Origin of the sequence: Sphingomonas antarctica, assembly GCF_965137005.1 — a bacterium.
Lineage (GTDB): Bacteria > Pseudomonadota > Alphaproteobacteria > Sphingomonadales > Sphingomonadaceae > Sphingomonas_O > Sphingomonas_O antarctica.
Window position 1 is genome coordinate 46,679 of record NZ_CBCRXM010000011.1, and the last position, 25,955, is coordinate 72,633.

Consider the following 25,955-nt stretch of genomic DNA (forward strand, 5'->3'; position numbering starts at 1 on the left):
TTCAGCCGAACGACGGCACGGCGGCGAGGAGCGCCCAGACCAGCGCACCTCCCGCCAATCCGCCCGCCAGCAGGCGAGGGCCATGCATCCGCGTCCATAACAGATAGCCGGTCAGCGCCATCGTGATCAGCGCACCGGCAATCGTGTCGATGAACAACACCCAGCCGACCGGCAAGCCGACGCCCTTGTGCAAATTCTTGATCACGCCCCAGCCATTCACCTCCTCGCGCTTGGCGGTGACGTGGTTCGAGCCCGGCACGTAATCGACGGTCACGCGCGCATCGGGCATCATGAAGCTGCGCGTCCATCTCTCGGCCTGACCGACGTCGCGGCCCATGAAGCGCGCTTCGCGCGGTGCGGGTGTGGCGGACGCAGAGCCCTCGGCGCGTGACTTGCCGCCACCGGGTTTGCCCTTCTCGCTTTCGGGGCCGCCGGGACCGCGCGGCTTGGCGGCTTTGACGGGCAGATGCAGCGTCTGCTGTGCCCATTTGCCCAGAGCATCGGCATCCGTGATCGTGCCCTGTGCGACGGGCAATTCGACAACCGGCTGCTCGACCGCATCGCCCGTGTCGATCTTCAGGTTTTCGGTGCGGTGATTGAGCAGAAACCCGCTGGTGCCCATCATCAAAAAGAACAGCGCGCCCCAAAACCCGGTCCAGGCGTGAATGCGTTTCAGCCAGCGCAGAAAGGTCGCCGACTGCCAGGTTTTGGGGACGAAAAACAAACCGCTTTGATTTAGCATGAGGTCCTCAGGCGTCCGCCCAGCGGCGGAGCAGATTGTGATAGACACCGGTGAGTTCGATGGCGGCGCGTGCATCCTGACCCTGTGCCGCCGCGACCGCGCGGGTGGCGTTGTCGAGGTCGAACAGGATGCGTCGTGCGGCATCGTCGCGGACCATCGACTGGATCCAGAAAAAGCTGGCGACACGCTCACCGCGCGTGACCGGTTCGACGCGGTGCAGGCTGGACGAGGGATAAAGCAGCATGTGTCCGGAGGGCAGCTTGAGAGACTGCGCACCGGACTGGCCCTCGATCGTCAATTCGCCGCCGTCATAATCGTCGGACAGGAACAGTGTCGCCGACAGGTCGCTACGGATGCGGAAATCGCTGCCGGCACGAATGCGGATCGCGCTGTCGACATGACTGCCGAACGTCTCGCCGCTGGCATAGCGGTTGAACAGCGGCGGATAGACCTTGAGCGGCAGCGCAGCGGCAACGAACACTTCCGCACGACCGAGCGCGTCGAGGATCAGATTCCCCGCTTCACGCGCCGCCGCCGATCCTTCGTCGAGCTGGCGGTTGCGCTTAGCGAGCGCCGATTGGTGGCCCGATGTGGCATTGCCGTCGATCCAGTCGCCCGCATCGATGATGCTGCGGACATGCGCGACTTCGGCCGGATTCAGGACGTCGGGGATAATGATCATGCCGCGATCCTTAGTTCGGGGCGTGCGGCAAGCCAGTCGTGCACCTGCGCCCGAAAGCGGTCATTGCCCAGCGTCAGGGCGCGGTCGATCCAGTGCACCGCCGCATCGGCCTTACCCGCATCGATCAGCATCCGGGCATGGTTGAAACACCCGCGGAAGTCGCCGCCGGCCGCCGCGCGTGCATAATACCGCGCGGCTTCGGCCATGTCGCGATCGACCGCCCAGCCGTCCTCGTAAAAACTGCCGATGAAATTGGCCGCCTTGGCAATGCCCAGCGCGTTGGCTCGGTGGAGCCAGTCGAGGGCCTTGTCGCGGTCCGCCGGCAAACCCGCGCCGAGCGCCAGCGCGGTCGCATAATTGTACATTGCCCAGCCGTGTCCGCGTTCGGCGGCGGCGCGAAACCATTGTGCCGCCAGCGCTTTGTCGACCGCCACGCCCCAACCGAGATCGAGACACCGCCCGACCATGTTGATCGCGTCGAGATGCCCGGCCTCGGCGGCGCGGTGCAGCCAGACGAATCCCTCAGCGGCTTGGCCGGTGTCGATCAGCCTCTGGCCCAGTCGAGCTTGGCCTTCGGACGACCCGGCCTCGGCAATTTCGCGCAGAAAGGCATCGCCACCCGACCCCGCCAACCGCGCGCGAAGTTGCGCAGCGGGAAGAGCGTTGATGGCGTCGATCGCGGTCATGCTCAATATTTGAAGTTCAGCGTGGCAAACGCGCTGCGGCCCGGTGCGATCGCGGCATAATGGTTCGTATAGACCTGGCTGAAATAAACCTTGTCGGTCAGGTTCTGCAAATTGACCGACACGTCGAGATTCTTGTTGATGGTGTAACCGACGCGCGCATCGAAGCGCCAGTAATCGGGCACCGAACGGGCGATGATCTTGGTCGCCGGGCTGACCGTCACTACACCCGCCGCGTTCTGCGTCGCCGCGCGGTTGTCGGCATAACCGCCGAACACCCGGCTGGTGTAAAATGCGCCGCCGCCGATCGAAAGACCCGGCAGCACCTTGTAATCGGTCCACAACGTGAAGCTGTGCTTGGCGGTCTGCGGGAATTGCCGGCCCGTATTGACCGACACGACCTGCACGGTTTTCGCCGCCTGCACCACGACTGCACCGTTCATGATCGCCGCCGCGGTCAGTGCGGTGAAGCCACCATCGGTGATCCTGGCATCGAGATAGGTATAGCCGCCGAAGATGCTCCACGCCTCGGTCGGACGCCCGTTGAAACCCAGTTCGATGCCCTTGATCTCGCGCTTGCCGATGAACGTGACGGTGTTGGCATCGCTGGTCACGCGTGCATTCCTGGTCTCGGTTTTGAACAGAGCGGCGGTGAGCGACAGCTTGTTATCGAACAGATCGGCCTTGGCGCCAACCTCATAGGATTTGGTCCTCTCGACCTTCAGCGAGTCGCTGACCGCCTGGGCCGTCGCGATTTGCAGCGCGGTGGCGTTGCTGCCCGCAGGTACAGTGATCGTGCCGAGGCCGTTCTGCTCCTGACCTTCGCCGACCAGGCTGTTGGGGGGAACGGCGGCGGTCGAATGCGAGGCGTAGACGCTGACGTTCGGCGCAGGTTTGAACACGGCACCGACTTGATAATTCCACAGCTCGTCGGTCCGGTCGACCGCGTAACGCACCGGATTGGGCACCGTCACGGGCAGTCCGGGGCGCACCTTTGAATGGAAGCGGTCGTAGCGCAGCCCGAGGTTGACGATCAGCGCGTTGGTCACCGTGATCGAATCGAAAGCATAAGCGGCCTTGGTATCGGCATCGGTCAGCGTGTCGGCAATCGGCTGTGATTTAACGATCGGCGCGACGATGTTCGACGTGTCGCTGGCGTAATTGACCCACGGATCGTTCGGGTTCGGGTTGAACAGCGAAGTGCAGTAATGCCGCGCAATCGTGGTCGCGTTACATCGCGGCGTGATCGTCGATCCGGTCGATAGCAATTCGGTACCCGCGGCGTTGGTAAAGCCGCGCGTCACGAAGGTGCCGCGTTGCGTATCCTCCCACGACAACTCAGTGCCGACCGAGAAGCTATGCTTGATCGAACCGGTATCGAAAGTGCCGTAGAAGTCGGTCTGGTTGATCAGGCTGTCGGTCGTGCCTTGCCGTGTGTTGGCCCGCCGCCAGACGTATCCGCCGTTGACGAAATTGGTGACGCCGCCGGTGGCCGTGTTGGTCGGCGACGTGCCGAACACATCGCCGGTGGAATCGTCGGGCAACAGGAAAATATACGCCTGATACGTATGGCTGAATCGCGAAGTGTTGCGGAATTTCAGGCCGTTGCCGAAATCATGGTCGAAGCGGATCGTGGCCTGATCCTGCTTGCTGTCGCGGAAATCGCGATCTTTCAGGCCGTAAAAGGTGTCGCGATCAACCGTGCCGGTCTGGCCGCCGATCGTGGTGATGTTGCCGATCGCCGGCTGCGAATAGCTATAGCCCGTATTGGGCGTGTTCGCGATCGTGTAGAGAAACGGAATGCCGCTGTCGGGCAGTTCGTGTGTGCTCAGATGATAATAAGCGAGCGTCAATCTGGTCGGTGTGCCGAGACCGATGGTCAGCGACGGCGCGACACCCCAGCGGCGGGCGAAAATCGCATCGCGACCGGCAAAGTCCTGGTCGTGATACATGCCCTGGATGCGGAAGCCGACGTGCTCGCCGATCCGGTAATTCACGTCCCCGGTGACGCGTTTGTAGTCATCGGTGCCGTAGCTGATCCCGCCGGAGATGAAGTCCTCGCGACCCGTCGGCAGGCGCGAGATGATGTTGAGCGAACCGCCCGCCGAGCCGCGTCCGCCGAGCGTCGAGTCCGATCCACGGACGATTTGAATCTGCTCGACCGCGAACACTTCGCGCGTCTGCGCGCCGATGTCGCGCACGCCGTCGAGGAAGATCGAACCCTGGCTGTCGAACCCGCGAATGAATGGACGGTCACCGATCGGATTGCCGCCTTCGGCCGCGCCGAAGGTAATGCCGGGGACCGTACGCAGTGCATCGATCAGGGTCGCCGAACCGGTGTCCTTGATGATCTCCTTGTCGACCGTGACGATGGAACGCGGTGTGTTGATCAGCGGCGCGATGGCCTTGGGGGAATCGAGCTGTTCACGCGTGCCGGTGACGATGATCGTGTTGCGCGTATTCTCATCTGTCGCAGCGTCCGCGTCATCGGCGGCAAAAGCTGGCGCGCTGTTGATGAAGCCCACGCAAGATAGCGCGAGGAAGGACGGCAAACGATGCGACATTTGACGAGAAGCCCCCTATTGTTGGCTTCTCGCTATTGCGACACGTTCGCAGAGTCAACGCAAATGCGAAGCGTTCTTAAAAAGCCATTGTCGGATCGTGCTGCCGAGGTTGGGGATCGGTCTGACGGTCAGGCGTTCGGCGTCGATTTGGGCGATCAGCGCGTTGAGCGGCATGCCGGCATTGCGACCCGCCGCCTCGAGCGCATTCCAGAATATCGGCTCCAGACTGATCGACGTTTCATGACCTGCGATCGTCACGCTGCGTTTGACGGGCGGGGCGTAATCGATGGGCATGCCCTTTGCTTAATCGGCTTTGCTTTGGGCAACCTACGATTTTTTTGGGGTGGCTGGCGAGGATGCGAAGACTTAGGCCTGCGGGCATGGCGACCAACATCGACGCGCTGAGCGAGAAGGAAAAGCAGACGCTGCGCCTGATCGTGCGCGGTCACGATGCCAAATCGATCGCGCGCCATCTCGATCTGTCAGTGCACACAATCAACGAACGGCTGCGCGACGCCCGGCGCAAGATGGAGGTTTCGAGCAGCCGCGAAGCTGCGCGGCAATTGCTGGCCGAAGAAGGCGCACCCCCTTATTCTGTTGGGGACGACGAAATCGGGGAAGCGGCGGCGCCCGCTTCCGTGAGAAAGCTGGCGGTGCCGGAGAACGGCGCAGGGTGGACGCGTCGTCCTGCCTGGATCATTGCAGGAGTCGCACTCATGTCACTCATTCTGGCGCTCGCCGCCGTCACGTCCATACCACAGGCCATGCTCACCGCCGCCGACACTACGCAGGCAAGCGCGGGCGCGGTCGTCACGGATGCCGAAGTCGAGGCACCCGCGCGTCATTTTCTCGAACTGATCGATCAGGGTCGCTGGGACGACAGCTATAAGCTGACCGCGGAGTCATTTCACAAGATGAACACGCCGCAGGTTTGGGCACAGGTGTCAGAGAAGGTGCGTCCGCCGCTGGGGGCGGTCGTATCGCGGACGATGCTCAGCCACGAAAACCTGCCCGCGCCGCCATTCGGCTATGAAGTGGTCAAGTTCCGCACGACCTTTGCCAACAAGGCGAATGCGATTGAGACTGTCAGCCTCAACCGCGAAGCCGGTGGCTGGCGCATCGCTGGCGTGACGATCGAATAGCTTGCCGTCGCCCGGGTAGGCCGGGGCCGCTGGTGACGTTCATGCCGTATCGCTAGCGGCCCCGGCCTTCGCCGGGGCGACGCGTTATCAATACATGTGCTGGCCGCCATTGATCGACAGCGTGGAGCCGGTGACGAAGCCGCCTTCTTCCGAACACAGAAACGCTACGCCGCGCGCAATCTCGCTCGCCTGGCCCAGGCGACCAACCGGAATTTTGGCGACGATCTTTTCCAGCACCGGGGCGGGGACCGCGGCGACCATATCGGTATCGATATAGCCCGGCGCGATCGCGTTGACCGTCACGCCCTTTTTCGCACCCTCCTGCGCCAGTGCCTTGGTGAAGCCGTGAATGCCCGACTTTGCGGCGGCGTAATTGACCTGGCCATATTGTCCGGCTTGTCCGTTGATCGACCCGATATTGACGATCCGGCCCCAGCCGCGTTCGATCATTCCAGGGAACGTCGCCTTGGCCATGTTGAAACAGCCGCCTAAATTGGTCCGGATGACGTCGTCCCAAGCCTGATAATCCATGCGGGCGAGGGTTCCGTCGCGCGTGATGCCGGCGTTGTTCACGACAATATCGATCGGCCCGAGATCTTCGGCGACCTTCGCGCAACCCAATTGGCATGCGTCGAAATCGCCGACGTCCCATTTGTAGGTTTTGATGCCCGTACGACCGGAAAACTCCCCGGCACGCTCGTCATTGCCTGCGTAATTGGCGGCGACGGTGTAACCCATCTCCTGAAGTGCAAGGCTGATTGCCTCGCCAATGCCGCGTGATCCGCCGGTGACGACCGCAACTCGTGCCATGTGTTTGCATCCTTCCTCTTCGCTTCTGTGCGAGCGATAACGAGGCGTTACGCGGGTGCCACCCAGCCTTCAAGTTCGCGCGCGATTAAATGTCGCAGCAACGCGACGCCGTCCGCATCGGCATTGAGGCAGGTCAGCGCGGCAAAATCCTTGCCGCCGGCGTCGATAAACGTCTCGCGCCCGCGCAGCGCGATTTCCTCCAGCGTCTCCAGATTGTCGGCGATGAAACCGGGCATCACCACCGCGACCTTGCGCCCCTCCGCCCCGAGCGCCGCGAGCGTCATGTCCGTTGGCGGCTCGAGCCATTGCGCGCGGCCGAGACGCGATTGAAAGCTGACGATGATGTCACGGTCCAAGGCTTCGCCCAACAGCCGCGCCGTCTTCTGGCACTGGCAATGATAGGGATCGCCCTTCATCAGCGTGCTGAGCGGCATGCCGTGAAAGCTCGCCACCAGCGTGTCCGGCACGAAATCGAGTTTGGCAATCTGACCTTGGATCGAGGCCTTCAGCGCGTCGATAAAGGCCGGATCGTCATGCCAGGGTGGCAGCGTGCGGATCGCCGGCTGCCAGCGCATTGCCGCCAGTGCAGCAAATGCGGCATCGTTGACGCTGGCTGTGGTTGCGCCCGAATATTGCGGATACATCGGCGCGATCAGGATGCGCTCGCACCCCGCGGCTTTCATCGCGTCCAGCCGTTCACCGATCGAGCGCGCGCCATAACGCATGGCGTAGTCGACGATCGCATCGGGGCCGAAAGCCGATGCCAGCGCCTCCGCTTGATCGGCGGTAATGGTTGCCAAAGGCGATCCGCGTTCGCCCCAGATTTGCGAATAGGCATGCGCCGAACGACGCGGCCGTGTGGTCAATACGACGCCGCGCAGAATCGGCTGCCACAATATCGGCGGCAATTCGACGACCCTCCGGTCCGACAGAAACTCGGCGAGATACCGTCGCACCGCCGGGATCGTCGGCGCATCGGGCGTGCCGAGATTGACGAGCAGCACACCGATTTTCGGTGACGGAAGGGCGGGATGATCGACGGGACGCACCATGCCGCTTTAGACCACCAGCCTCATCGCGCCAGCCTTGCCAATTCGGTCCTTATTTGCAACGGTGTCAGTAAGCAGGAGAGCTAAAGCATGGCCCGCGCCGACACCTTCGCCGCCAATCCGCACTGGTTGCCACGCCTGCCCGACAACGCGCTCGACCATGTTCCCGGTCGCGACGGTATCCCGTATTTCGGCAGCACGTTCGAGATCCTGCGCGATCCGCCCGGTTTCCTGCGCCAGATGCACAAGGATTATGGCCCGGTGCATCGCCACCGCTTTGCTGGCGGGCGGACGGTGATGCTGCTCGGTCCGGAGGCGAACGAACTCGTGCTGTTCGACCGTGACAAGATATTCTCCTCCGAACAGGGTTGGGGTCCGACGCTCAACCAATTATTCCCCCGCGGTCTGATGCTGATGGATTTCGACAAGCATCGCGTCCACCGCCGCACCTTGTCCGTGGCGTTCAAGCCCGAGCCGATGCGGCTTTACGCAGACGTACTCAACGACGGCATCGCCAAGCGCGTCGCCGAGTGGCGCACCCGGGGGAACATCAATTTCTATCCCGAGATCAAGCAGCTGACGCTCGAACTGGCCGCCGTCGCGTTCCTCGGCACCCCGGTCGGACCCGAGGCGGACAAGGTCAACAAGGCCTTTGTCGACATGGTCCAGGCGTCGATCGCCCCGGTCCGCACACCCATCCCCGGGCTGGCGATGGGCAAGGGCGTCGCGGGGCGTAAATATCTGCTCGATTATTTCGGCCGCGAAGTGCCCAAGCGTCGCGCGGGGCAGGGTGAGGACATGTTCTCGCAAATCTGCCGTGCCACGCACGACGACGGGTCGTTGCTCGACGATGGCGAGATCGTCGATCACATGAATTTTTTGATGATGGCGGCGCACGACACGATCACCTCCACCGCCGCCAGCTTGGTCATGCGGCTCGGCGAAAATCCGGAGTGGCAGGACAAATTGCGCGACGAGATGACGGGCCTCGGCATCAATGAGCAGGCTTTGCCGTACGAACGCCTCGGCGACCTCGTGCTGACCGACTATGCGTTTAAGGAAGCGATGCGCCTGATGCCGCCGGTGCCGTCGATCCCGCGCCGCGCGGTCAAGCCGTTCAGCTTTGGCGGTTACGATCTGCCGGCCGGAACCTTTGTCGGCATCAACGTCGAATTCACGCACAAGATGGCGAGCCTGTGGCCCGATCCCGAACGTTTCGATCCGATGCGATTCACCCCCGAAGCGGCCAAGACCCGGCACAAATACGCCTTCGCCCCGTTCGGCGGCGGTGCCCATATGTGCCTCGGTCTTCACTTCGCGACGATGCAGATAAAGATCCTGATGTGGCATCTGCTCAAGGACGGTCGCATCGATCTGCCCGCCGGCAGCGGGGCCAAATGGCAGGCATGGCCGATCCCCAAACCGCTTGATGGCTTGCCGGTGAATTTGGAAGGGCTGAACGCCTAGCTTGCCCAAATCACTCCGTTCGCCTTACCACGCAAGTTCAAGGGCCAAGGGGACGGGAATGCCGGAGCAAGCAGCAGTCGAACGCCCGCACGGCGCCTGGGACAGCGTCAAACCGTATCTCGAACGCGCGCCACTGGCGGCGCTTGCGCTCGGGATTTCGAGTGGCTTTCCTTATGCGATGATCGCCGCGACGCTGACCACGCGCCTGTCACAGGACGGCATCGACAAGAAGACCGTCACCGCCTTCACGCTCGCCTTCCTCGTTTATAATTTCAAATGGCTGTGGGCGTGGATCGTCGATGGCGTGCGCTTGCCGGTAATCGGCGCTCTGGGGCAGCGCGTGTCTTGGTTGCTGGTGACGGGTGTGCTGGTCATCGCTGCGGTGATCAACCTCGGCCTTGCCGATCCTAAAGGCGATATCGGTTACGTCGCGCTTGCCGCGATCCTTGTCGGCGCGGCGGGGGCAAGTTTCGACATCGTCATCGATGCCTATCGCATCGAATTGCTCGAGCCGCGCCAATTGGGCGCGGGTTCGGGCATGAGCCAATATGGCTGGCGGATCGGATCGGCGGGGGCGGGAGCGCTGGCCTTGGTCATTTCGGCGCGCCACGGGTGGAGTGCAGGCTATATTGCCTGCGCGGTGCTCGCGCTGCCAGCGATGATCACCGGCCTGGTCATGGGCGAACCTGCCCGCCGCCAGATCGTCATCGCCAAGCGTTCGGTTGGGGAGGTCTGGCAATCGATCATCGGACCCTTCGCCGAATTCCTGCGGCGGCGCGGCGCGGCGCTCGTGTTGTTGTTCATCCTCGTTCACAAGATCGGCGATACGCTCGCCAACCTGACGTTTCGTTTGCTGTTCGACGACCTCAAATTCAGCAATGACGAGATTGCTTTTTACGACGTGGGCGTCGGCTTCTGGGCGTATCTCATCGGTATTTTCCTTGGCGGTTGGGCCTTTACGCGGCTGGGGATCAAGCGGTCCGTGATGGTCGCGTTGATCCTTATGGCGGTCAGCAATCTCAGCTTTGCGGCGCTTGCCGCGGCCGGGCATTCGAACCTCGGCATGGCCGGATCGATCGGATTCGAAAACATTGCCAGCGGCTTTGGCGGCGTCGTCGTCGTCGCGTATTTTTCGGCGCTGTGCGACCTGCGCTTCACCGCCGCGCAATATGCCCTGATCTCCGCCGCCGCATCGATCGTTGGGCGGTTCGTGACCGGCACGAGCGCGGGCGGGATGATCGAGCAAATGGGCTATGTGAACTTCTATCTGCTCACGACGCTCGTCGCGTTGCCGGGCATCGCCATTTACTGGTGGATGATGCGCACCGGCCTCGTCGATGAGGCACTCGGCAGCGCCGCGAGCATGCCCGCCGATCCAGCCCAATCGGAGGGTTAGAGCACCACCTTGCGCCCCATATCCTCGAACGCCTGCCCCAGCGCCTGCGCAGCGGACACGGGGGCGAGGCAATCGAGCGTCGCGGTCAGTTCCGCCATCAATCGGCACGCCAGATCGGGACGCCCCGTCGCGGATTCGACGCTCCCGAGCAACAGCGCCTCGTCGGCGGTCATCCGGCGGCAGCAACATGGCGCGATCGAAATGCTCCGCTGCGACGTCGACGACACTTCGAGCATCAGCGCGCGCAGAATGATCAGCGGACGGCGGTAACTAAGGCCGAACTGCCCGAGCAGCACATTCGCCGCATGGGCATCGTCCAGCCCACCGATTGCCATGCGTCGCATCGCATACAGCAGGATGCGCGCGACGGGTTCGACCGGGATCGGATGCGGAACCAACTGGGCATGATCGACGGCAACTTCGGACATCGGCACCTCCTGAGAATCGGGAGGCTATCGCTATTGCAAATCGTTCGCAACTATCATTTTGGGATTTCTTCGTTTAGGCGCAGAGCTTCCCCGCAAAGGTAGAGCGAACCCGCGATTAAGGTGGGAGCTTGCGATAAATTGCGACCGCCTTCAGCGGCCCCGGCCTGCGCCGGGGCGACGGCCGCGGTTAGATCAGCAACTGCCCTTCCGCTATAACGTTGCGCCAGCGCCTGCGGATCGTGATGGTTATGCCCGGGGACCGGAACGAACGTCAGGCTCGCCGCCCCGCCCCTCAACGCCTCGACAATGCCCGCAGCGTCCTTGTTCGCCAGCACCCCCAACACGACATGCATTGGTGTCATGCCCGCCAGTGCTTGAGCCACCGCCCGCGCCGCATCGTCGTTATGCGCCCCGTCGATCCAGATTGTGCGGCCTTGCGTCAGGGGGCCGTCGGCCAGCCGTTGCAGCCGCCCCGGCCAGCGCGCACTGGCGATGCCCCGCCGGATGGCACCGTCTTCGATTCCGAATTCCCGCAATATTTGCGCGGCCAGATTGGCATTGCGCAACTGGTGCGGCCCCACCAGCCCGGGCGTCAGGGTCGCGTCGATCTGCCAATCCCGCCCTTCGATCAACGGAACACCGCCCCGCGCGCGTATAGCGTCGTCGATCACCGCGTTGACCGCAGCGTTATCGAGGCAGAAGACGTCCACCCCCGGCTTGGCGATGCCCGCCTTTTCAGCGGCAATCTCTGCGATCGTGTTGCCCAGAAAGCTTTGGTGATCGATTCCGATCGACGCGATGCCGCACACTGCCGGGGTCACCACATTGGTCGCGTCGAGCCGTCCGCCCAAGCCAACCTCGATCACACAGGCATCGGCTGGCGTCCCGCTGAAGGCGAGGAACGCGGCGGCGGTCGTGGCCTCAAAAAAGCTCGGGCCGATATCTTGCGCCTCTGCCGCGTCGAGCACTTCGGCGAGCAACGGGGCGAGATTGGCATCCTCGATCAGCCGCCCGGCCACGCGAAGGCGTTCGTTGAACCGCACCAAATGCGGGCTGGTAAAGACATGCGCCGTCTGCCCCGCCGCCTCGAGCCCGCTGCGCAAAAAAGCACAAGTCGAGCCCTTGCCGTTGGTCCCGGCGACGTGAAGCACCGGCGGCAGGCGTAATTGCGGATCGCCCAGCGCCGCCAACAACGCTGTGATCCGCTCCAAACCGAGGATATCGCGCCCCGGTGAAAGTTGGGCAAAGCGGTCGAGCTGCGCCTGCACTGCCGCATCGTCCGACCGCGCGTGGTCGGGCATCAGGCCGCAGCCTTCTCCGGCGTGAGATAGCCGATCAGGCTGGCCAGCCGCACGCGCAATTCGCTACGCGGCACGACCATGTCGAGCATGCCGTGATCGAGCAGATATTCGGCGCGCTGGAATCCTTCGGGCAGTTTTTCGCGGATCGTCTGTTCGATCACGCGCTGTCCCGCAAAACCGATCAACGCACCCGGCTCTGCCAGCTGCACATCGCCGAGCATCGCATAGCTGGCGGTGACGCCGCCCGTCGTCGGATCGGTCATCACCACGATATAGGGCAGGCCCGCATCGTGCAGTTCCTGGATCGCCGCGGTGGTGCGCGGCATCTGCATCAGGCTGAGGATGCCCTCCTGCATTCGCGCGCCACCCGCCGCGGTGAAGATGATATACGGCGCATGATGCGCGATCGCCGCGCGGATTCCGGCCACGAACGCCGAGCCCACCGCCACGCCCATCGATCCGCCCATGAACGCGAAATCCTGCACCCCGACGACGACGTGAAGTCCCTCGATACTTCCAGTCGCATTGACCAGCGCGTCCTGTTCATGCGTCTTGGCGCGCGCATCGCGCAGCCGGTCGGTATATTTTTTGGTGTCGCGGAATTTCAGGGGATCGTCGACCGTCGCCGGTGCCTTTAACAGGATATAACCAGGGTCGAGCACCTGCTCCAGACGCATCGCCGCACCGACGCGACCGTGATGTCCGCAACTCGGGCACACCCGCAGGTTTTCGTCATATTCCTTCGCGAATACCATCGATCCGCAACCGGGGCATTTGATCCACAGATTGTCGGGCGTGTCGCGCTTGGCGATGAACGGGATGCGTTTGCGGACGTTGTCGAGCCAACTCATGCAACACCCTTTCGCGCATTGTGCACCGCTTCCGCAAGCGCCCGAACCTGCGCCTCGACATGGCGCGGTGCGTCGGCGCCATAAGCTGCCACGGTTTCGACGATCGCCGAACCCACCACGACCCCATCGGCCACGCATGCAATCTCCGCCGCTTGTTCGGGGGTGCGGACGCCGAAACCCACCGCGACCGGCAGGTCGGTTGCCGCTTTCAGACGCGCCACGGCATCTGCGATCGAAGTCTGCGCGGCCTGTTGCAGCCCGGTGATGCCGGCGACCGACACGTAATAGAGGAAGCCGCCCGCGCCATCTAGCACGGCCGGCAGCCGCGCCACATCGGTCGTCGGCGTCGCCAGCCGGATCGGCGCGACACCGACAGCGCGCAACGGTGCGGCCAGTTCGTCCTCTTCGGGCGGCAGATCGACGCAGATCACCCCGTCGACCCCTGCCGCAACGCACTGCGCCGCAAACCAGTCCGGCCCGCGCCGCACCATCGGATTGGCGTAGCCCATCAGCACCAGCGGTACATCGGGATGCCGCGCGCGAAAGCCGGTCGCGATGGCGAGGATGTCGGCGGTGGTTGTCCTCGCCGCCAGGCTGCGCAAATTCGCCGCCTGGATAGCCGGTCCATCAGCCATCGGATCGGTAAACGGCATGCCGAGTTCGATCACATCCGCCCCGCCCGCGACGAGCGCGTCGAGAATTTCTGCGGTCGGGCCATCGCCAGCGGTGACGAAGGCGACGAACGCGGGCCCGTGTGCGAAGGCGTTGGCGAGGCGGGTCACCGGCGTCCGCCACGCGTGAGCATCAGAGCGACCGTCAGTGCGACCGCGGTGATCGCCTGATGCATCAATTCGGCCCGGCTGAGGCTGAACACAGTGCCGCCGTTCGAATGAAGCGCGACATGCACGACGAGTAACGTGACGATCACGACGGCAAACGTCGTCGCCATCTGCCTCAGCCCCCCGCTCACAACGCGACCCCGAGATGCTCCGCGACGGTAAAGATGTCCTTGTCGCCGCGGCCGCACAGGTTGACTATGATGATCTTGTCGCTGCTCATCTGCGGTGCGCGCTGCATTACAGCGGCAAGCGCGTGGCTCGGTTCAAGCGCGGGAATGATGCCTTCGAGCTGGCACAACAGTTTGAACGCCTCGAGCGCCTGTGTGTCGGTCACCGCCGTATATTCGACGCGCCCACTTTCCTTGAGCCAAGCGTGTTCAGGGCCAATGCCCGGATAATCGAGCCCCGCCGAAATCGAATGCGCCTCGGCGATCTGGCCATCGTCGTCCTGCAGCAGGTAGGTCTTGTTGCCGTGGAGGATGCCGGGCGCACCACCTGCAAGGCTGGCGGCGTGTTGCTTGTCCAGACCATGTCCCGCCGCCTCGACGCCGAGCATCGCCACATCGGGATCGTCGAGAAACGGATGAAACAGCCCGATGGCGTTCGATCCACCACCGATTGCCGCAACCAGCAGATTGGGCAAGCGACCTTCCGCGGCCATCAACTGCGCCTTGGCCTCGGTGCCGATCACCGACTGAAAATCGCGCACCAGTTCGGGATATGGGTGCGGCCCCGCCGCAGTGCCGATGATGTAGAAGGTATCGTGGACGTTCGCGACCCAGTCCCGCAACGCCTCGTTCATCGCGTCCTTAAGTGTGCGAGCGCCGCTGGTCACCGGACGAACTTCGGCACCGAGCAGCTTCATGCGGAACACATTGGGCGATTGCCGCTCCACATCGCGCGCGCCCATGAAAATCGTACAGGGCAGGCCGAAGCGCGCCGCGACGGTGGCAGTGGCGACGCCGTGCTGGCCCGCGCCAGTCTCCGCGATGATCCGCGTCTTGCCCATGCGCATCGCCAGCAGGATCTGGCCGATGCAATTGTTGATCTTGTGAGCACCGGTGTGATTGAGCTCGTCGCGCTTGAGGTAAATCTTGGCGCCGCCCAAATGCTCCGTCAGCCGCTCGGCGAAATAAAGCGGGGACGGGCGGCCGACATAATTGGCCATCAGATCGTCGAACTGCGCTTTGAATTCCGGATCGGTCTTGGCGGCGCGATATTCGAGGTCGAGGTCGAGGATCAGCGGCATCAGCGTTTCGGCGACATAGCGCCCGCCGAATTCGCCGAAGTGGCCACGCTCGTCTGGCTGATTGCGGAAGGAGTTGGCGGTCATAACTGCCGCGCCGCGTGGAGGAAGGCGGCGATCTTGTCCACATCCTTCACGCCCGGCGCACTTTCGACGCCCGACGACACATCGACCATTTGCGCGCCGGTGACGCGCACGGCTTCGGGCAGATTGTCGGCGTCGAGCCCACCCGACAATGCCCAAGGGAGCGGGTGGTCAAAGCCCTGCAACAATTGCCAGTCGAACCGCAGCCCCATGCCGCCCGGCAGCGCATCGTTCGGCGTCTTGGCATCGTACAGCAGACGATGCGCCGCACCGGCAAAAGACGGCGCAATCGCCAGATCAGCGGCGGTGCGAACCGCGATTGCCACCCATGTCTCGACGCGTTTGGCAACCGCCGCGGCGCGAGCGGGCGTCACTTTATGCAATTGGACCGCATCGAGCCGACCGGCGCGGATCGCATCGTCAAGCAGCGCATCGCCGGGATCGACGAACACGCCGATTTTGCGGACATGCGGCGGAATGGGGCCGGCCAAAGCACCGATCTGCGCCGCCGCCACGTTGCGCGGCGATTTGGTAAAGAACACGAAACCGACATGGGTCGCCCTGTGGCGGACGGCTGCATCGACGGATTCGCTAGTCGAAAGCCCGCAAATCTTCACATCGATCATCGAGTCACGCCTCGCTGCCGGTTTCCTCGGACACCTGCCAAAGCACGCCCGACGGATCCCACAGATAGCCGACACGAAGGCCCCAGGGTTGCGCCGCCGGCGCGCGTGGCGGCTGGACCCCGAACTGTTCGACCAGCCCGGCAGTTCGCTGCCACCAATGGTCGAGGCCGCTCACGAACAATTGCAGCATCGTGTTTTCCGCCCAGGCGGGCTCATACAAATCCTGCAACAGGATGCCGGCGCCTTCGAATTCGAGGATCGCCAGCGTCTCATCGGCATAATGTTCAGTGAATCCGATGGCGGCGTAGAAGTCCCGCGAGCGCGCAAAGTCCTTCGCCGGGACAAAAGGCCGGATCAGCGCCATTCAGAGCGTCGCGGCGATCGCCCGCGCCGCTTCTGCGGGATCGGATGCGCCCGTGATGGGGCGACCGATAACGAGAATCGAAGCACCTGCATCAAGCGCGTCACGCGGCGTCATCACGCGTTTCTGGTCGCCCTGCGCCTTGCCGTCGGACCGCAAGCCGGGGACTATGAACATGCCTTCTGGCCACGCCGTATGACGCGCCGCAACTTCAAAACCCGAACACACGATCCCGTTCAGACCGCTGGCTTTGCACAGGTTTGCAAGTCGCGCGACTTGCGCCGCGGTGTCGGTCATAACGCCGATGCTCTCGAGATCCGTTTCGTCGATACTGGTCAGAACGGTGACTCCGATCACCTTGGTCTCAGGTCGCATCGCATCGCGCGCGGCGCGCATCATCGCTGCGCCGCCGCCTGCATGAACGTTGACGATACCGAGATCGAGCGGGCTCAACGAACGCATCGCGCCAGCCACGGTGTTGGGAATGTCGTGCAGCTTCACATCGAGGAAGATCGGCAGTCCGAGTTTCGCCATCCGGCGAACCCCCCCCGGGCCCTGCGCCATAAAGAATTCCAGCCCGAGTTTCAGTCCGCCGATATGCGGCGCGACGGCGCGGGCGAGCACCTCTGCCCGGTCCACATCGCCGGTATCGATCGCGACATAGATCGGGTTCACGGCGTCGTCGGCTGTTCGGACGGCAACGACGGCGGGGGTGTATCGGTCGCACCGAATGCGCGCGTCGCAGCATCGAGCTTACGCCCCAAATTCCAACGCGTTGCCCGGTGTAGCAACAGCCCGGGGATCAACCCGATCAGGAACGTCGCCAACAACAATATCGGCAGCGGCGAATCGAGGATCAAGTCGCCCCACAGATGGACGCTGACGATTACCCAGTTATTGAACGAAAAAATCACCGCGACCACGGCGAGCACGACCCAGAATACGGTGCGCAGGAACTGCATGCCGGTCCTTTCTATTTGCGCGCAGCCTAGTCGGCCCGACCCAATTCCGCCACCCGTTGCCGCAGCGTCGCGATCAACGGCGCGACGTGCGCCAGCCGCGCCTCCTCGGCATCGAGGATCGCAGCGAACGCGCGCGCCTTGAAGCCGGTCAGGTCGAGGTCGTGTGCCTCGGGCACAGACGACGCGATCAAGTCGATCATACGCTCCGCCCCGTGGAGCCGGCTCCACAGATAATCATTTTCGCGCCACGCCCGGCTGAAGAACGCCCCGAAGCTGTTGAACCGCGTGCCTTTCAGCGGATCGGGATCGCCAGGGCGCGACAGGCTGGCGCAATCCTCGGGCGAGATGCGATCGACCTTGATCGCGTCATATTCGTCCAACCCCTGACCTTGCAGCAACGGAAACGTCGCGGTGTCGAAGAACGGGAACGACAACCATGCGAGCAACGGCGCACGCCGCGACAGGCGCGGCAACGCGCCGATCGCTTCGGCCATTGCGTCGGCGGCATGGTGATCGAACGCCTCGCCATCGAATTCTCCGGGCGACATCGTCTGCAGCGCCTCGAGCAACCGATAGGCGACGTCACGCAGGGGATCGAGCGTCACGCCCGCTTCCAGCATCGCCAACCGCCGCGTAAATAATCGCAAATGCCGGATGCGGTAGGCGCGATCCCGATGGAGCAGGCCGGTCGCTGCATCGCCTCCGCGCAGCCCCGACAAGCGCAATTGTTCGTACGCCAGTGCGGCATGGCCGATATCGTGCAATGCACGATCTTGCGCCCGCCGAAGCCAGCCAAGCAGGCGCCTGGAAGTCAGGCGGTAAAGGGTCAGCTCGCCGAATAATGCGCCAATGCGCGCTTCGACGTCGGGACGAATCGCCGTGATCACCGCGCGGGTTTGTTCGATCGCGGCGGTGCGCGCGGCGATGGTTTCGAGATTGTCGCGGATCGGCTGTTCGCGCGGAATGTCGGACAGCGCCCCCAACAACGTCGCGAAAAATCCCGGCGCGGCCTCGCCATCACGGTGCAGCTTGATCCCGTGCTTGCCCGGTTTGGGATCGATATAGACGAACCGCCGGTCGACCTCGCGCCTTGCGGGGCGACCGTCGAGCGCGGCAATGGCGGGCGCGAAAGGCGCATTCGCCAACACCGACCCGTCGATCAGGACGGCGCGCTCCGGGTTGTCATGCCCCGGCAAAACCCGTGACAGAAACGCGTCCTTGCCCGGCCAATCGTGATCGCGCGCGGCGAGAACCTTGAGCAGCTCGTTTGCTGTGAAGGGTGGAAACGCGCCGGGAAAACTGGCCGTCGCACGTGCTGCAAAGGCGAGCTCGGCCGCCTCGCCGATCGACTCGGGTTCGCCGGGCCGGTCGCGGAACGACAAGGTCAGGCGATGTTCCGTCTCCACGATCATCGGCGGCGAATGCAGCGTAAGCATTTCGTCATGACCGCGAAAATCGGTGACGGTGACGAACAGGTCGAGCGGCTGTGCGTCCGGGAGCAGGCGCACGCCTTCGCTGTCTGCCGCCATAGCGTCGAATGCGTCGAGCAACAGCCCGGTAAAACCTGCACCCGAAAACGGCGGTTCGAACCAGCGTCCGCGTACGAACCGCGTCAGCTTGGCCGAGACTTCGGCCTGAACATCGGCATCCGCTTCGTCGAGTTCGCGACCCAGCATCCGCCACGCGAGCGGTGCTGCCCAGAATTTGCTCAGTCGCGATTCGGCGCGGGCATGCGGATCGACCAGCCGGTCGACGTCGGCCTCCTCCAGCCACAACCGGGTCAGCGGATCCAGGCTTTGCCCGGTAGCGATCGCCTGCGCCAGGAAGATGCCGTTGATACCGCCTGCCGAAGCCCCCGCGACGATGTCCGGCAACACCCGCATCCGGATGCCGCATTGCGCCTCGATCGCGACCAGCAAGTCGCGGTAAACCGTCTCGGTTTCGATCGTCTCGCCGCCGTCGTGGAACGCGCGGCTGGCACGGGCTAGCCGCCACACCTCCTTAGTCACACCGTGCATGTAGACCGCAAGGCTGATGCCGCCGTAGCAAACGAGAGCCAGGCGGAGTTCTTTCTCTCTCACGGCTGCGACGCTAGGGTTTTGCGGAGCAAAATCCAGCCCTTGTCGCAGCCCGGCCGGCCTTGCCTTTGCAAGGACCGACGGCGTTGCTTTGCCACGGCTGGCTGCGCAAGCTTGCGTTCTCACTCTGTTCAGGGCAATCGAACGGTATGGCGAAGCCGCAGAAACGCTATGTCTGCCAAGGTTGCGGCTCGGTCAGTCCGCGCTGGCAGGGACAGTGCGACGATTGTCAGGGCTGGAACACGCTGGTCGAGGATTCCGGCGGCGTCGTCACGCCGTTTTCGGCAAAGCATAATTTGCAGGCTGGTGGGCGACCTGTCGCGCTGGTGCAACTGGACACGCCGACCGCACTGCCGCCGCGCATGTCGAGCGGCATTGGCGAACTCGATCGCGCATTAGGCGGTGGTTTCGTCGTCGGCTCGGCCACGCTGATCGGCGGTGATCCGGGGATCGGCAAATCGACTTTGCTGCTGCAGGCGGCGGCAAAGCTCGCGCTGGCGGGGCGGAGCGTTGCCTATGTGTCGGGCGAGGAAGCAGCGGATCAGGTCCGCCTGCGCGCGCAACGGCTGGGCGTCGGTCACGCGCCGATGGGACTCGCCGCCGCGACGTCGGTGCGCGACATCCTCGCGACGTTTCCGCAGGCGCCCGATCTCCTCGTCATCGATTCGATCCAGACGATGCATTCGGACCTGATCGAGGGCGCCCCCGGCACTGTCAGCCAGGTTCGTGCCTCGGCGGGCGAATTGATCCGCTTCGCCAAGGAGCGGGGGTGCGCCGTGGTGCTGGTCGGTCACGTCACCAAGGACGGCAGCATCGCCGGCCCGCGTGTGCTCGAACACATGGTCGATACTGTGTTGAGCTTCGAAGGGGAGCGCAGTCACCAATACCGTATCCTTCGCGCGATCAAGAACCGCTTCGGCGGCACCGACGAAATCGGCGTGTTCGCGATGGGTGAGGGCGGACTGGGCGAGGTCGGCAATCCTTCGTCGCTGTTCCTCACCAGCCGCGCCGACGACGTGCCGGGAACGGTGGTGTTTCCAGCCTTGGAGGGCACGCGCCCGGTACTGGTCGAGGTGCAGGCGCTGACCGTGCGGCTGGCATCGGGCGCGACCCCGCGCCGCGCGGTGGTCGGCTGGGATTCGGGGCGGCTGGCGATGATCCTCGCGGTGCTCGAGGCGCGGTGCGGCCTGTCGATGAGCTCGGCCGAAGTGTATTTGAACATCGCGGGCGGCTATCGGTTGAGCGATCCCGCCGCCGACCTTGCCGTGGCTGCCGCGTTGATCAGTGCATTTGCCGAAAAGCCGATCCCCGCGACCAACATCGTCTTCGGCGAGATCGCGTTGTCGGGCGAAGTTCGCCCCGTCGCCCACTCCGGATTGCGCCTCAAGGAAGCCGCGAAACTGGGCTTCGAACGCGGCTGGGTGCCCAAGGGCGTCACCGGCGAAGGGATCGCGACCGCCGGCTTCGGCTCACTGGGCAGTCTCGTCGATCACTTGCTTGGACGTGGATGAAGGCCCACTTGCGCGCCCATGCGGGGAACATTAGGGCCGCTGATAACATTTCACACCGATGAACAAGAAGGATGTCTCATGAGCGACACTGCCGACCGCGTTAAGAAAATCGTCGTCGAGCATCTGGGCGTCGATGCGGACAAGGTCACCGAAGAAGCGAGCTTCATCGACGATCTGGGCGCGGATTCGCTCGATATCGTCGAGCTGGTGATGGCGTTCGAGGAAGAATTCGGCGTCGAGATTCCCGACGACGCGGCCGAGAAGATCTCGACCGTGAACGATGCGATCACTTACATCGACACCAACAAGGGCTGATTTGCCCGCACGATCTGCCCGTCAGGGCTGCGACAGGCCCGGCCCGGCAACGGTTCGGGCCTGTTTCGTTTGAAGGAGTTCGCGCATGCGCCGCGTTGTCGTCACCGGATTGGGCCTTGTCACGCCATTGGGCGCGGACGTCGAGACGGTCTGGGCGAACCTGATCGCCGGGAAAAGCGGGATCGCGCCGATCACGCGGTTCGATACCACCGAGCATAAGGCCAAGATTGCCGGTGAGGTGAAGCCCAAGGATCACCCGTGGGGCTTCGACCCGGACAAGCGTGTCGATCACAAGGTGCAGCGCCAGGTCGATCCGTTCATCGTCTATGCGATCGACGCCGCCGGACAGGCGCTCGAAGACGCCGGCCTGACCGAGATGGACCAAGCGACGAAGGAACGTGCGGGCGTGTCGATCGGGTCGGGTATCGGCGGCCTGCCGGGCATCGAGAGCGAATCGATCGTCCTCAAGGAGCGCGGTCCCGGGCGTGTCAGCCCGCACTTCGTCCATGGCCGGCTGATCAACCTGACCAGTGGTCAGGTATCGATCAAATACGGCCTGATGGGGCCGAACCACTCGGTCGTCACCGCCTGTTCGACCGGCGCGCATTCGATCGGCGACGCAGCGCGGATGATCAAGGACGACGATGCCGACATCATGCTGGCCGGTGGTGCGGAAAGCACTGTCAATCCGCTCGGCGTCGCGGGCTTCGCGCAGGCCAAGGCGCTCAACATGAGCATGAACGACCGGCCCGAACAGGCCAGCCGCCCGTATGACAAAGGCCGCGACGGCTTCGTCATGGGCGAGGGCGCGGGCGTGGTCGTGCTCGAGGAATATGAGCATGCCAAGGCGCGCGGCGCGAAAATCTACGCCGAAGTCGTCGGCTATGGCCTGTCGGGCGACGCTTATCACGTCACCGCGCCGCATCCCGAGGGGCGCGGCGCCGAGCTTGCGATGAAGATGGCGCTGCGCAAGGCGGGGATGGAACCCAAGGATATCGATTATGTGAACGCCCACGGCACATCGACCATGGCGGACACGATCGAACTGGCCGCGGTCAAGCGCGTGCTGGGGAATGATCTGGGCGGCGCGTCGATGAGCAGCACGAAGTCGGCAATCGGCCATTTGTTGGGCGGCGCGGGCGCGGTGGAGGCGATCTTCTGCATCCTCGCGATCCGCGACCAGATCGTGCCGCCGACGCTCAACCTCGACGATCCCGACGAGGGCACCGAAGGCGTCGATCTCGTCCCGCACACGGCCAAAAAGCGCCGCGTTCGCGCCGCGCTGAACAACAGTTTCGGGTTCGGTGGCACCAACGCCTCGATCATCGTCAAGGCAGTCAGCGACTAAGGAGCGCCCATGCGTCGCCTGATCCTGTTCGCCCTGATCATCGCCGCCGGGGCGTTCGCGTTCCTGTGGTATGGCAGCCGGGCCAAACAAACCGTCGACGTCGTCATCGCGCCCGGCAGCAGCCTGACCGCGGCAGCGCGGACGTTGGAGAAATCGGGCGCGGTCGATTCCGCCGACCGGCTGTTGCTGGTCGCCAAATTGTTCGGACCCGGTGAATCGATCCGCCCGGGCGAGTATCGCATCGTCAAGGGCATGAGCAGCAATGCCATCCTTGCGCTGCTGCAATCGGGCAAGGTCGTACAACGCTTCGTCGCGGTGCCGGAAGGGCTGCCCTCGATCCTCGTCGCCGAGCGGATCAACGCCGCACCCGCGCTGGCCGGCACGGTTGCCGCACCGCCCGAAGGCTCGATCCTCCCCGACAACTACGCCTATACGCGCGGCGAAACGCGGAGCATCGTGCTCGCCCGCATGCAAAAGGCGATGCAGACCGCGATTGCCAATGCGTGGAAGGCGCGTAAGCCCTCCACTGCGGCGACCAGTCCCGCACAGGCGATCAACCTCGCGGCGATCGTCGAAAAGGAAACCGGCATCCCGTCCGAACGGCGGATGGTCGCGGCGGTCTACACCAACCGGCTGAAGCTCGGCATGCCGCTTCAGGCCGATCCGACTTTGATCTATCCGGTGACCAAGGGAAAACCGCTCGGCCGCCGCATCCTGCGATCCGAAATCAACGCCGACAGCGCTTACAACACCTATCGTCGCGCGGGTCTGCCGCCGGGGCCGATCACCAATCCCGGCCTGGCTTCGATCCGCGCCGTGCTCGACCCCGCGCCGAGCAAGGCATTATACTTCGTCGCCAAGGGAGACGGGTCGAGCGTGTTCGCCGTGACGCTCGCCGAACACAACGCCAATGTCGCCCGTTACTATGCGCTGCGCCGTTCGCGCGGCGAGATGTAGCGCAACTTGACCCCGCGTCGCGCTTGCCCATATGGGCGGCGCTCGCTTGCGCGGCCCCTTCGTCTAGCGGTTAGGACGCGGCCCTCTCACGGCTGAAACACGGGTTCGATTCCCGTAGGGGTCACCATCCTTGCTCAAGAAGCGAGGATTTCTGCGGATTACACGCATTTCATCGACTTAGCAGCCGCCCAGTGATACAAAAGGGTGGTCCAAAACGATGAGATTGCGTGTGGCCGGGCCATATAAGCCGAAGCGTTCGAGTTCCTGGTGGTTCCGCCTTGTCGTGCCGGAACGGCATCGTGCTGCCGTCGGCAAGCGCGAGATTAAGGAGACGCTCGGCACCACCGACATCAACACCGCCCTGGTGAAGCACGCTGCCAAGATGGCGGAGGTGCGCGCGATGTTCGCAAGCCTCGAACAGCAGGACGCCTCCGCTGTCGATGACCGGGCCGACAAGATCGTCGCCATGGGTTTCGAAGCGTTGGCGCGATCAAACGCGCGGTTCCACTCCGAAGTGGACGGCTTTGACGTCGGCCGCGGTCTCGACAACGTCAACTACTTTATGCTGCGAATGATTGGTTTCCGAGCGCGCATCGACTGGGGCCGCGACTATGCCGCGCAGGCGCAGCGGGAGGAACTGGGCGAGGTGGATGTCGACCTGCTGCCGATGACGCAGCCGGTAGCGACCGACGCATTCTCCACCTTCGCCCATCGCGATGCCGTGACTGAGAGCATCGCCGTGTTCGAAAACAACGTCGCCTATCAGGGGGCGGCGTTCCGCGAGTTGGCCCGAGCGCATCTGGCTGCGCGGGACTGGCAGGCCATGGCGTTTGAGGCACAGATCGTGGCGCAGGCCGCCGGCACTCCGTTAAAGCCCAAGGGGCGGCTGTTCGAGGCCGTCGCCGAGCGCATCCTGCGCCGGCTGGTCGATCACCGCTTCGGCCACTGGCCGGCCAACGCGGACACCATGATCGAGCCGATGATGACCGCGATGGCCACCTATCTGCCGATGCAGGGAGATGTCGAGCCGGCCGTGCCAAGACGCACGCTGACCGACGCGATGGCGGCGTGGAAGAAGCGGAAGAGGATTGACCCGGAACTGCCCAACAAGACAGCCGACGAGTGGCAGGGCGCGGTCGACCGCTTCCGCGACCTGACTGGGACCGAGGACATGACCGCGATCACGCGGCGGATGGTGAAAACCTTTCTTGCCGACGTGGCGCAACTACCATCCCGCCCAAAAAGGGCGATCGAAGAGCTGCCGTTGCGCGAACAGATCGCTGCGGCGCACGCGGGAAATCTGCCCACGCTGAGCCCGCCTACGGTCGGCAAGCATCTGGCCGCGATCCGGTCGCTGCTGGCGGTCGCTGTAGACGAGGAATGGATCGCTGCCAATCCTGCCGCCGGGCTGTCGGTGGAGGGCTCGAAACACACCGGGACCGAACGCGACCACTTCTCCGATGAGGATCTGCGCCGCATCTATACCGCGCCGCTGATGACCGACCCGGATGCATGCAGCGACACCCTGTTCTGGATCTTGCTGCTCGCCCCGTTCCATGGCTCGCGGCCCGGTGAGCACTGCAAGCTCAGGCCGCGCGAAGTGGTGAACAATGACGACGAGTGGGTGATGCGCTTCCGCAGCGACCGCAAGCGGCGCGGTGCCTCCGACACCCCCGAGCTTCGTCCGCGTCGTCAGAAGACCGAGCAATCGGTGCGCGACGTTCCGATTCACTGGATCGTTATCGAAGCAGGATTTCTCGACTGGGTGGCCTTGCAGATCGAGCGCGGCGAACAATGGGTCTTCCCCGATCTGGTCGCCGACAAATACGGCGATCGCTACAAGTATCTGTCGCGCGAGATCAACGATGCGATCCGTGCTCTCGGCATCCAAGATCCCGACAAGTCATTCTACTCGACCCGTCACAACTTCAAGCGGGAGGGAAGACGGCGGCGGGTCAGTGAGCACGACCTTGACCAGATGGCCGGCCACGCGTCGCTCAATGTGGGCCGGAAATACGGGCAGGGCTCGCCGATCGATGCGCTCAAAGAGAGCATCGATCGCCTCGAGTTCCGCAGCGTGCCGTGGGATGCAGTCGTCGCCTGCGCCCACAAACGATTGTTGCTGCGCGCCGAACAGCCGCGTGTTACTACAACACGGTGAAGCCCTGTCGGCGTAGATGCGAAAAAAGGTCGAAGTTGATTTGGCGGCTGGCGGCCTTCCCCCTATAATGCTTTTGTGAACGACGATCTCGCCTTGTCTGACAAAGAAGCCGCTGCGGGGGCATTCACGGATACGTCGGTCTGGGAGATGATCGGTGAGCTGCTAGCGGTCGCTGCTCGTTTCGTGCAACGCCGCCTTGGTGGTCCGGACGCAACGCGTAGGCTGTTGTCGGTGTTGGTCGCGTTCATGACCGCTATACGTGTCATGATCGCGCGCCAGCGCGATGTCGCACGGCGTTATCTCCCCGTTATCGCAGTGTCGCTCCAGGTTCGACACCTGCGTTGTGCGCCGT

At 63.7% G+C, this 25,955-nt stretch carries 26 protein-coding genes and 1 tRNA gene; 9 read left to right on the forward strand and 18 right to left on the reverse strand.

The annotated features are described in order from the left end of the window. Window position 1: 1 nt before the first annotated feature. The 5 genes from ACM9ME_RS11410 to ACM9ME_RS11430 are packed head-to-tail and all read right to left on the reverse strand — an operon-like array spanning window position 2 to window position 4,965. Window positions 2–724 carry a PepSY-associated TM helix domain-containing protein gene (locus ACM9ME_RS11410; protein ID WP_415643588.1) on the reverse strand — a complete coding sequence of 241 codons (723 nt, stop codon included), beginning with the start codon at window positions 722–724 and terminating at the stop codon, window positions 2–4. Window positions 725–749: 25 nt separating this feature from the next. Continuing rightward, on the reverse strand, window positions 750–1,424 hold the full coding sequence (locus ACM9ME_RS11415; protein ID WP_415643589.1) for a Fe2+-dependent dioxygenase: 675 nt from the start codon (window positions 1,422–1,424) through the stop codon (window positions 750–752). Next, on the reverse strand, window positions 1,421–2,110 hold the full coding sequence (locus ACM9ME_RS11420; RefSeq protein ID WP_415643590.1) for a tetratricopeptide repeat protein: 690 nt from the start codon (window positions 2,108–2,110) through the stop codon (window positions 1,421–1,423). The genes ACM9ME_RS11415 and ACM9ME_RS11420 overlap by 4 nt, the downstream gene beginning before the upstream one ends. A gap of 2 nt (window positions 2,111–2,112) precedes the next feature. After that, on the reverse strand, window positions 2,113–4,671 hold the full coding sequence (locus ACM9ME_RS11425; protein WP_415643591.1) for a TonB-dependent receptor: 2,559 nt from the start codon (window positions 4,669–4,671) through the stop codon (window positions 2,113–2,115). Window positions 4,672–4,725: 54 nt separating this feature from the next. Beyond that, window positions 4,726–4,965: a ribbon-helix-helix domain-containing protein gene (locus ACM9ME_RS11430; RefSeq protein ID WP_415643592.1), complete on the reverse strand. Its 240-nt coding sequence runs from the start codon at window positions 4,963–4,965 to the stop codon at window positions 4,726–4,728. Between the two features lie 86 nt (window positions 4,966–5,051). Between ACM9ME_RS11430 and ACM9ME_RS11435 the strand changes: the two genes are divergently transcribed. Continuing rightward, window positions 5,052–5,813, forward strand: a complete 762-nt coding sequence (locus tag ACM9ME_RS11435) for a helix-turn-helix domain-containing protein (protein ID WP_415643593.1) — start codon at window positions 5,052–5,054, stop codon at window positions 5,811–5,813. 87 nt (window positions 5,814–5,900) lie between these two features. Here the strand turns inward: ACM9ME_RS11435 and phbB are convergent, their stop codons facing one another. After that, entirely contained in the window at window positions 5,901–6,623 is a 723-nt protein-coding gene (gene phbB / locus ACM9ME_RS11440) for an acetoacetyl-CoA reductase (protein ID WP_415643594.1), read from the reverse strand. Between the two features lie 47 nt (window positions 6,624–6,670). Next, a complete protein-coding gene (gene hemH / locus ACM9ME_RS11445; protein ID WP_415643595.1) occupies window positions 6,671–7,675 on the reverse strand; it encodes a ferrochelatase in 1,005 nt (334 codons plus the stop codon). A gap of 87 nt (window positions 7,676–7,762) precedes the next feature. Between hemH and ACM9ME_RS11450 the strand changes: the two genes are divergently transcribed. Both ACM9ME_RS11450 and ACM9ME_RS11455 read left to right on the forward strand, forming a co-directional pair. Next, the gene (locus tag ACM9ME_RS11450) at window positions 7,763–9,139 is read left to right on the forward strand and encodes a cytochrome P450 (RefSeq protein ID WP_415643596.1); all 1,377 of its coding nucleotides are present in this window, start codon (window positions 7,763–7,765) and stop codon (window positions 9,137–9,139) included. Between the two features lie 58 nt (window positions 9,140–9,197). Beyond that, complete coding sequence (locus tag ACM9ME_RS11455; RefSeq protein ID WP_415643597.1) at window positions 9,198–10,535, forward strand: AmpG family muropeptide MFS transporter; 1,338 nt, start codon at window positions 9,198–9,200, stop codon at window positions 10,533–10,535. On the opposite strand, the gene ACM9ME_RS11460 is transcribed toward ACM9ME_RS11455, so the two are convergent. Genes ACM9ME_RS11460 through ACM9ME_RS11510 form a run of 11 tightly spaced genes read right to left on the reverse strand, consistent with a single transcriptional unit; the run spans window position 10,532 to window position 19,314 of the window. Further along, entirely contained in the window at window positions 10,532–10,963 is a 432-nt protein-coding gene (locus ACM9ME_RS11460; RefSeq protein ID WP_415643598.1) for a DUF6628 family protein, read from the reverse strand. The genes ACM9ME_RS11455 and ACM9ME_RS11460 overlap by 4 nt on opposite strands. A gap of 53 nt (window positions 10,964–11,016) precedes the next feature. Next, window positions 11,017–12,264, reverse strand: coding sequence for a bifunctional folylpolyglutamate synthase/dihydrofolate synthase (locus tag ACM9ME_RS11465; protein ID WP_415643599.1), 1,248 nt, complete (start codon window positions 12,262–12,264; stop codon window positions 11,017–11,019). After that, a complete protein-coding gene (gene accD, locus ACM9ME_RS11470; RefSeq protein WP_415643600.1) occupies window positions 12,264–13,115 on the reverse strand; it encodes an acetyl-CoA carboxylase, carboxyltransferase subunit beta in 852 nt (283 codons plus the stop codon). Before accD ends, ACM9ME_RS11465 begins: the two co-directional genes overlap by 1 nt. Further along, on the reverse strand, window positions 13,112–13,897 hold the full coding sequence (trpA, locus tag ACM9ME_RS11475; protein ID WP_415643601.1) for a tryptophan synthase subunit alpha: 786 nt from the start codon (window positions 13,895–13,897) through the stop codon (window positions 13,112–13,114). The genes accD and trpA overlap by 4 nt, the downstream gene beginning before the upstream one ends. Then, window positions 13,894–14,064 carry a hypothetical protein gene (locus ACM9ME_RS11480; protein ID WP_415643602.1) on the reverse strand — a complete coding sequence of 57 codons (171 nt, stop codon included), beginning with the start codon at window positions 14,062–14,064 and terminating at the stop codon, window positions 13,894–13,896. Before ACM9ME_RS11480 ends, trpA begins: the two co-directional genes overlap by 4 nt. Window positions 14,065–14,081: 17 nt before the next feature. Further along, window positions 14,082–15,287, reverse strand: coding sequence for a tryptophan synthase subunit beta (trpB, locus tag ACM9ME_RS11485; RefSeq protein WP_415643603.1), 1,206 nt, complete (start codon window positions 15,285–15,287; stop codon window positions 14,082–14,084). Further along, the gene (locus tag ACM9ME_RS11490; protein ID WP_415643604.1) at window positions 15,284–15,910 is read right to left on the reverse strand and encodes a phosphoribosylanthranilate isomerase; all 627 of its coding nucleotides are present in this window, start codon (window positions 15,908–15,910) and stop codon (window positions 15,284–15,286) included. The genes trpB and ACM9ME_RS11490 overlap by 4 nt, the downstream gene beginning before the upstream one ends. Window positions 15,911–15,914: 4 nt before the next feature. Then, on the reverse strand, window positions 15,915–16,274 hold the full coding sequence (locus tag ACM9ME_RS11495; RefSeq protein WP_415643605.1) for a VOC family protein: 360 nt from the start codon (window positions 16,272–16,274) through the stop codon (window positions 15,915–15,917). Beyond that, window positions 16,275–16,946, reverse strand: coding sequence for an orotidine-5'-phosphate decarboxylase (gene pyrF / locus ACM9ME_RS11500; RefSeq protein ID WP_415643606.1), 672 nt, complete (start codon window positions 16,944–16,946; stop codon window positions 16,275–16,277). Then, window positions 16,943–17,233: a hypothetical protein gene (locus ACM9ME_RS11505; RefSeq protein WP_415643607.1), complete on the reverse strand. Its 291-nt coding sequence runs from the start codon at window positions 17,231–17,233 to the stop codon at window positions 16,943–16,945. The genes pyrF and ACM9ME_RS11505 overlap by 4 nt, the downstream gene beginning before the upstream one ends. A gap of 26 nt (window positions 17,234–17,259) precedes the next feature. Beyond that, window positions 17,260–19,314 (reverse strand): patatin-like protein, encoded by a 2,055-nt coding sequence (locus ACM9ME_RS11510; RefSeq protein ID WP_415643608.1) that lies wholly within the window; start codon window positions 19,312–19,314, stop codon window positions 17,260–17,262. Between the two features lie 146 nt (window positions 19,315–19,460). Between ACM9ME_RS11510 and radA the strand changes: the two genes are divergently transcribed. The 6 genes from radA (at window position 19,461) to ACM9ME_RS11540 (ending at window position 25,603) form a co-directional block, all read left to right on the forward strand. Then, window positions 19,461–20,822 (forward strand): DNA repair protein RadA, encoded by a 1,362-nt coding sequence (radA, locus tag ACM9ME_RS11515; RefSeq protein WP_415643609.1) that lies wholly within the window; start codon window positions 19,461–19,463, stop codon window positions 20,820–20,822. Window positions 20,823–20,900: 78 nt separating this feature from the next. Further along, complete coding sequence (locus ACM9ME_RS11520) at window positions 20,901–21,137, forward strand: acyl carrier protein (RefSeq protein WP_415643610.1); 237 nt, start codon at window positions 20,901–20,903, stop codon at window positions 21,135–21,137. An 85-nt stretch (window positions 21,138–21,222) separates the two neighbouring features. Next, a complete protein-coding gene (fabF, locus tag ACM9ME_RS11525) occupies window positions 21,223–22,485 on the forward strand; it encodes a beta-ketoacyl-ACP synthase II (RefSeq protein WP_415643611.1) in 1,263 nt (420 codons plus the stop codon). A gap of 9 nt (window positions 22,486–22,494) precedes the next feature. Further along, the gene (gene mltG / locus ACM9ME_RS11530; RefSeq protein WP_415643612.1) at window positions 22,495–23,442 is read left to right on the forward strand and encodes an endolytic transglycosylase MltG; all 948 of its coding nucleotides are present in this window, start codon (window positions 22,495–22,497) and stop codon (window positions 23,440–23,442) included. 52 nt (window positions 23,443–23,494) lie between these two features. After that, window positions 23,495–23,569 (forward strand) — tRNA-Glu (locus ACM9ME_RS11535). 102 nt (window positions 23,570–23,671) lie between these two features. Further along, window positions 23,672–25,603 (forward strand): DUF6538 domain-containing protein, encoded by a 1,932-nt coding sequence (locus ACM9ME_RS11540; protein ID WP_415643613.1) that lies wholly within the window; start codon window positions 23,672–23,674, stop codon window positions 25,601–25,603. Window positions 25,604–25,955: the final 352 nt, after the last annotated feature.

Excerpts from the sequence above, each read along its gene's own strand:
- ACM9ME_RS11460 (WP_415643598.1), bottom strand. The coding sequence starts at position 10,963 with ATGTCCGAAGTTGCCGTCGATCATGCCCAGTTGGTTCCGCATCCGATC.
- ACM9ME_RS11520 (WP_415643610.1), top strand. The coding sequence starts at position 20,901 with ATGAGCGACACTGCCGACCGCGTTAAGAAAATCGTCGTCGAGCATCTG.
- ACM9ME_RS11435 (WP_415643593.1), top strand. The coding sequence starts at position 5,052 with ATGGCGACCAACATCGACGCGCTGAGCGAGAAGGAAAAGCAGACGCTG.
- ACM9ME_RS11455 (WP_415643597.1), top strand. The coding sequence starts at position 9,198 with ATGCCGGAGCAAGCAGCAGTCGAACGCCCGCACGGCGCCTGGGACAGC.
- trpB (WP_415643603.1), bottom strand. The coding sequence starts at position 15,287 with ATGACCGCCAACTCCTTCCGCAATCAGCCAGACGAGCGTGGCCACTTC.
- phbB (WP_415643594.1), bottom strand. The coding sequence starts at position 6,623 with ATGGCACGAGTTGCGGTCGTCACCGGCGGATCACGCGGCATTGGCGAG.
- fabF (WP_415643611.1), top strand. The coding sequence starts at position 21,223 with ATGCGCCGCGTTGTCGTCACCGGATTGGGCCTTGTCACGCCATTGGGC.
- mltG (WP_415643612.1), top strand. The coding sequence starts at position 22,495 with ATGCGTCGCCTGATCCTGTTCGCCCTGATCATCGCCGCCGGGGCGTTC.
- ACM9ME_RS11450 (WP_415643596.1), top strand. The coding sequence starts at position 7,763 with ATGGCCCGCGCCGACACCTTCGCCGCCAATCCGCACTGGTTGCCACGC.
- ACM9ME_RS11505 (WP_415643607.1), bottom strand. The coding sequence starts at position 17,233 with ATGCAGTTCCTGCGCACCGTATTCTGGGTCGTGCTCGCCGTGGTCGCG.
- ACM9ME_RS11430 (WP_415643592.1), bottom strand. The coding sequence starts at position 4,965 with ATGCCCATCGATTACGCCCCGCCCGTCAAACGCAGCGTGACGATCGCA.
- ACM9ME_RS11465 (WP_415643599.1), bottom strand. The coding sequence starts at position 12,264 with ATGCCCGACCACGCGCGGTCGGACGATGCGGCAGTGCAGGCGCAGCTC.
- radA (WP_415643609.1), top strand. The coding sequence starts at position 19,461 with ATGGCGAAGCCGCAGAAACGCTATGTCTGCCAAGGTTGCGGCTCGGTC.
- ACM9ME_RS11490 (WP_415643604.1), bottom strand. The coding sequence starts at position 15,910 with ATGATCGATGTGAAGATTTGCGGGCTTTCGACTAGCGAATCCGTCGAT.
- ACM9ME_RS11495 (WP_415643605.1), bottom strand. The coding sequence starts at position 16,274 with ATGGCGCTGATCCGGCCTTTTGTCCCGGCGAAGGACTTTGCGCGCTCG.
- ACM9ME_RS11415 (WP_415643589.1), bottom strand. The coding sequence starts at position 1,424 with ATGATCATTATCCCCGACGTCCTGAATCCGGCCGAAGTCGCGCATGTC.
- ACM9ME_RS11480 (WP_415643602.1), bottom strand. The coding sequence starts at position 14,064 with ATGGCGACGACGTTTGCCGTCGTGATCGTCACGTTACTCGTCGTGCAT.
- accD (WP_415643600.1), bottom strand. The coding sequence starts at position 13,115 with ATGAGTTGGCTCGACAACGTCCGCAAACGCATCCCGTTCATCGCCAAG.
- ACM9ME_RS11420 (WP_415643590.1), bottom strand. The coding sequence starts at position 2,110 with ATGACCGCGATCGACGCCATCAACGCTCTTCCCGCTGCGCAACTTCGC.
- hemH (WP_415643595.1), bottom strand. The coding sequence starts at position 7,675 with ATGGTGCGTCCCGTCGATCATCCCGCCCTTCCGTCACCGAAAATCGGT.
- ACM9ME_RS11425 (WP_415643591.1), bottom strand. The coding sequence starts at position 4,671 with ATGTCGCATCGTTTGCCGTCCTTCCTCGCGCTATCTTGCGTGGGCTTC.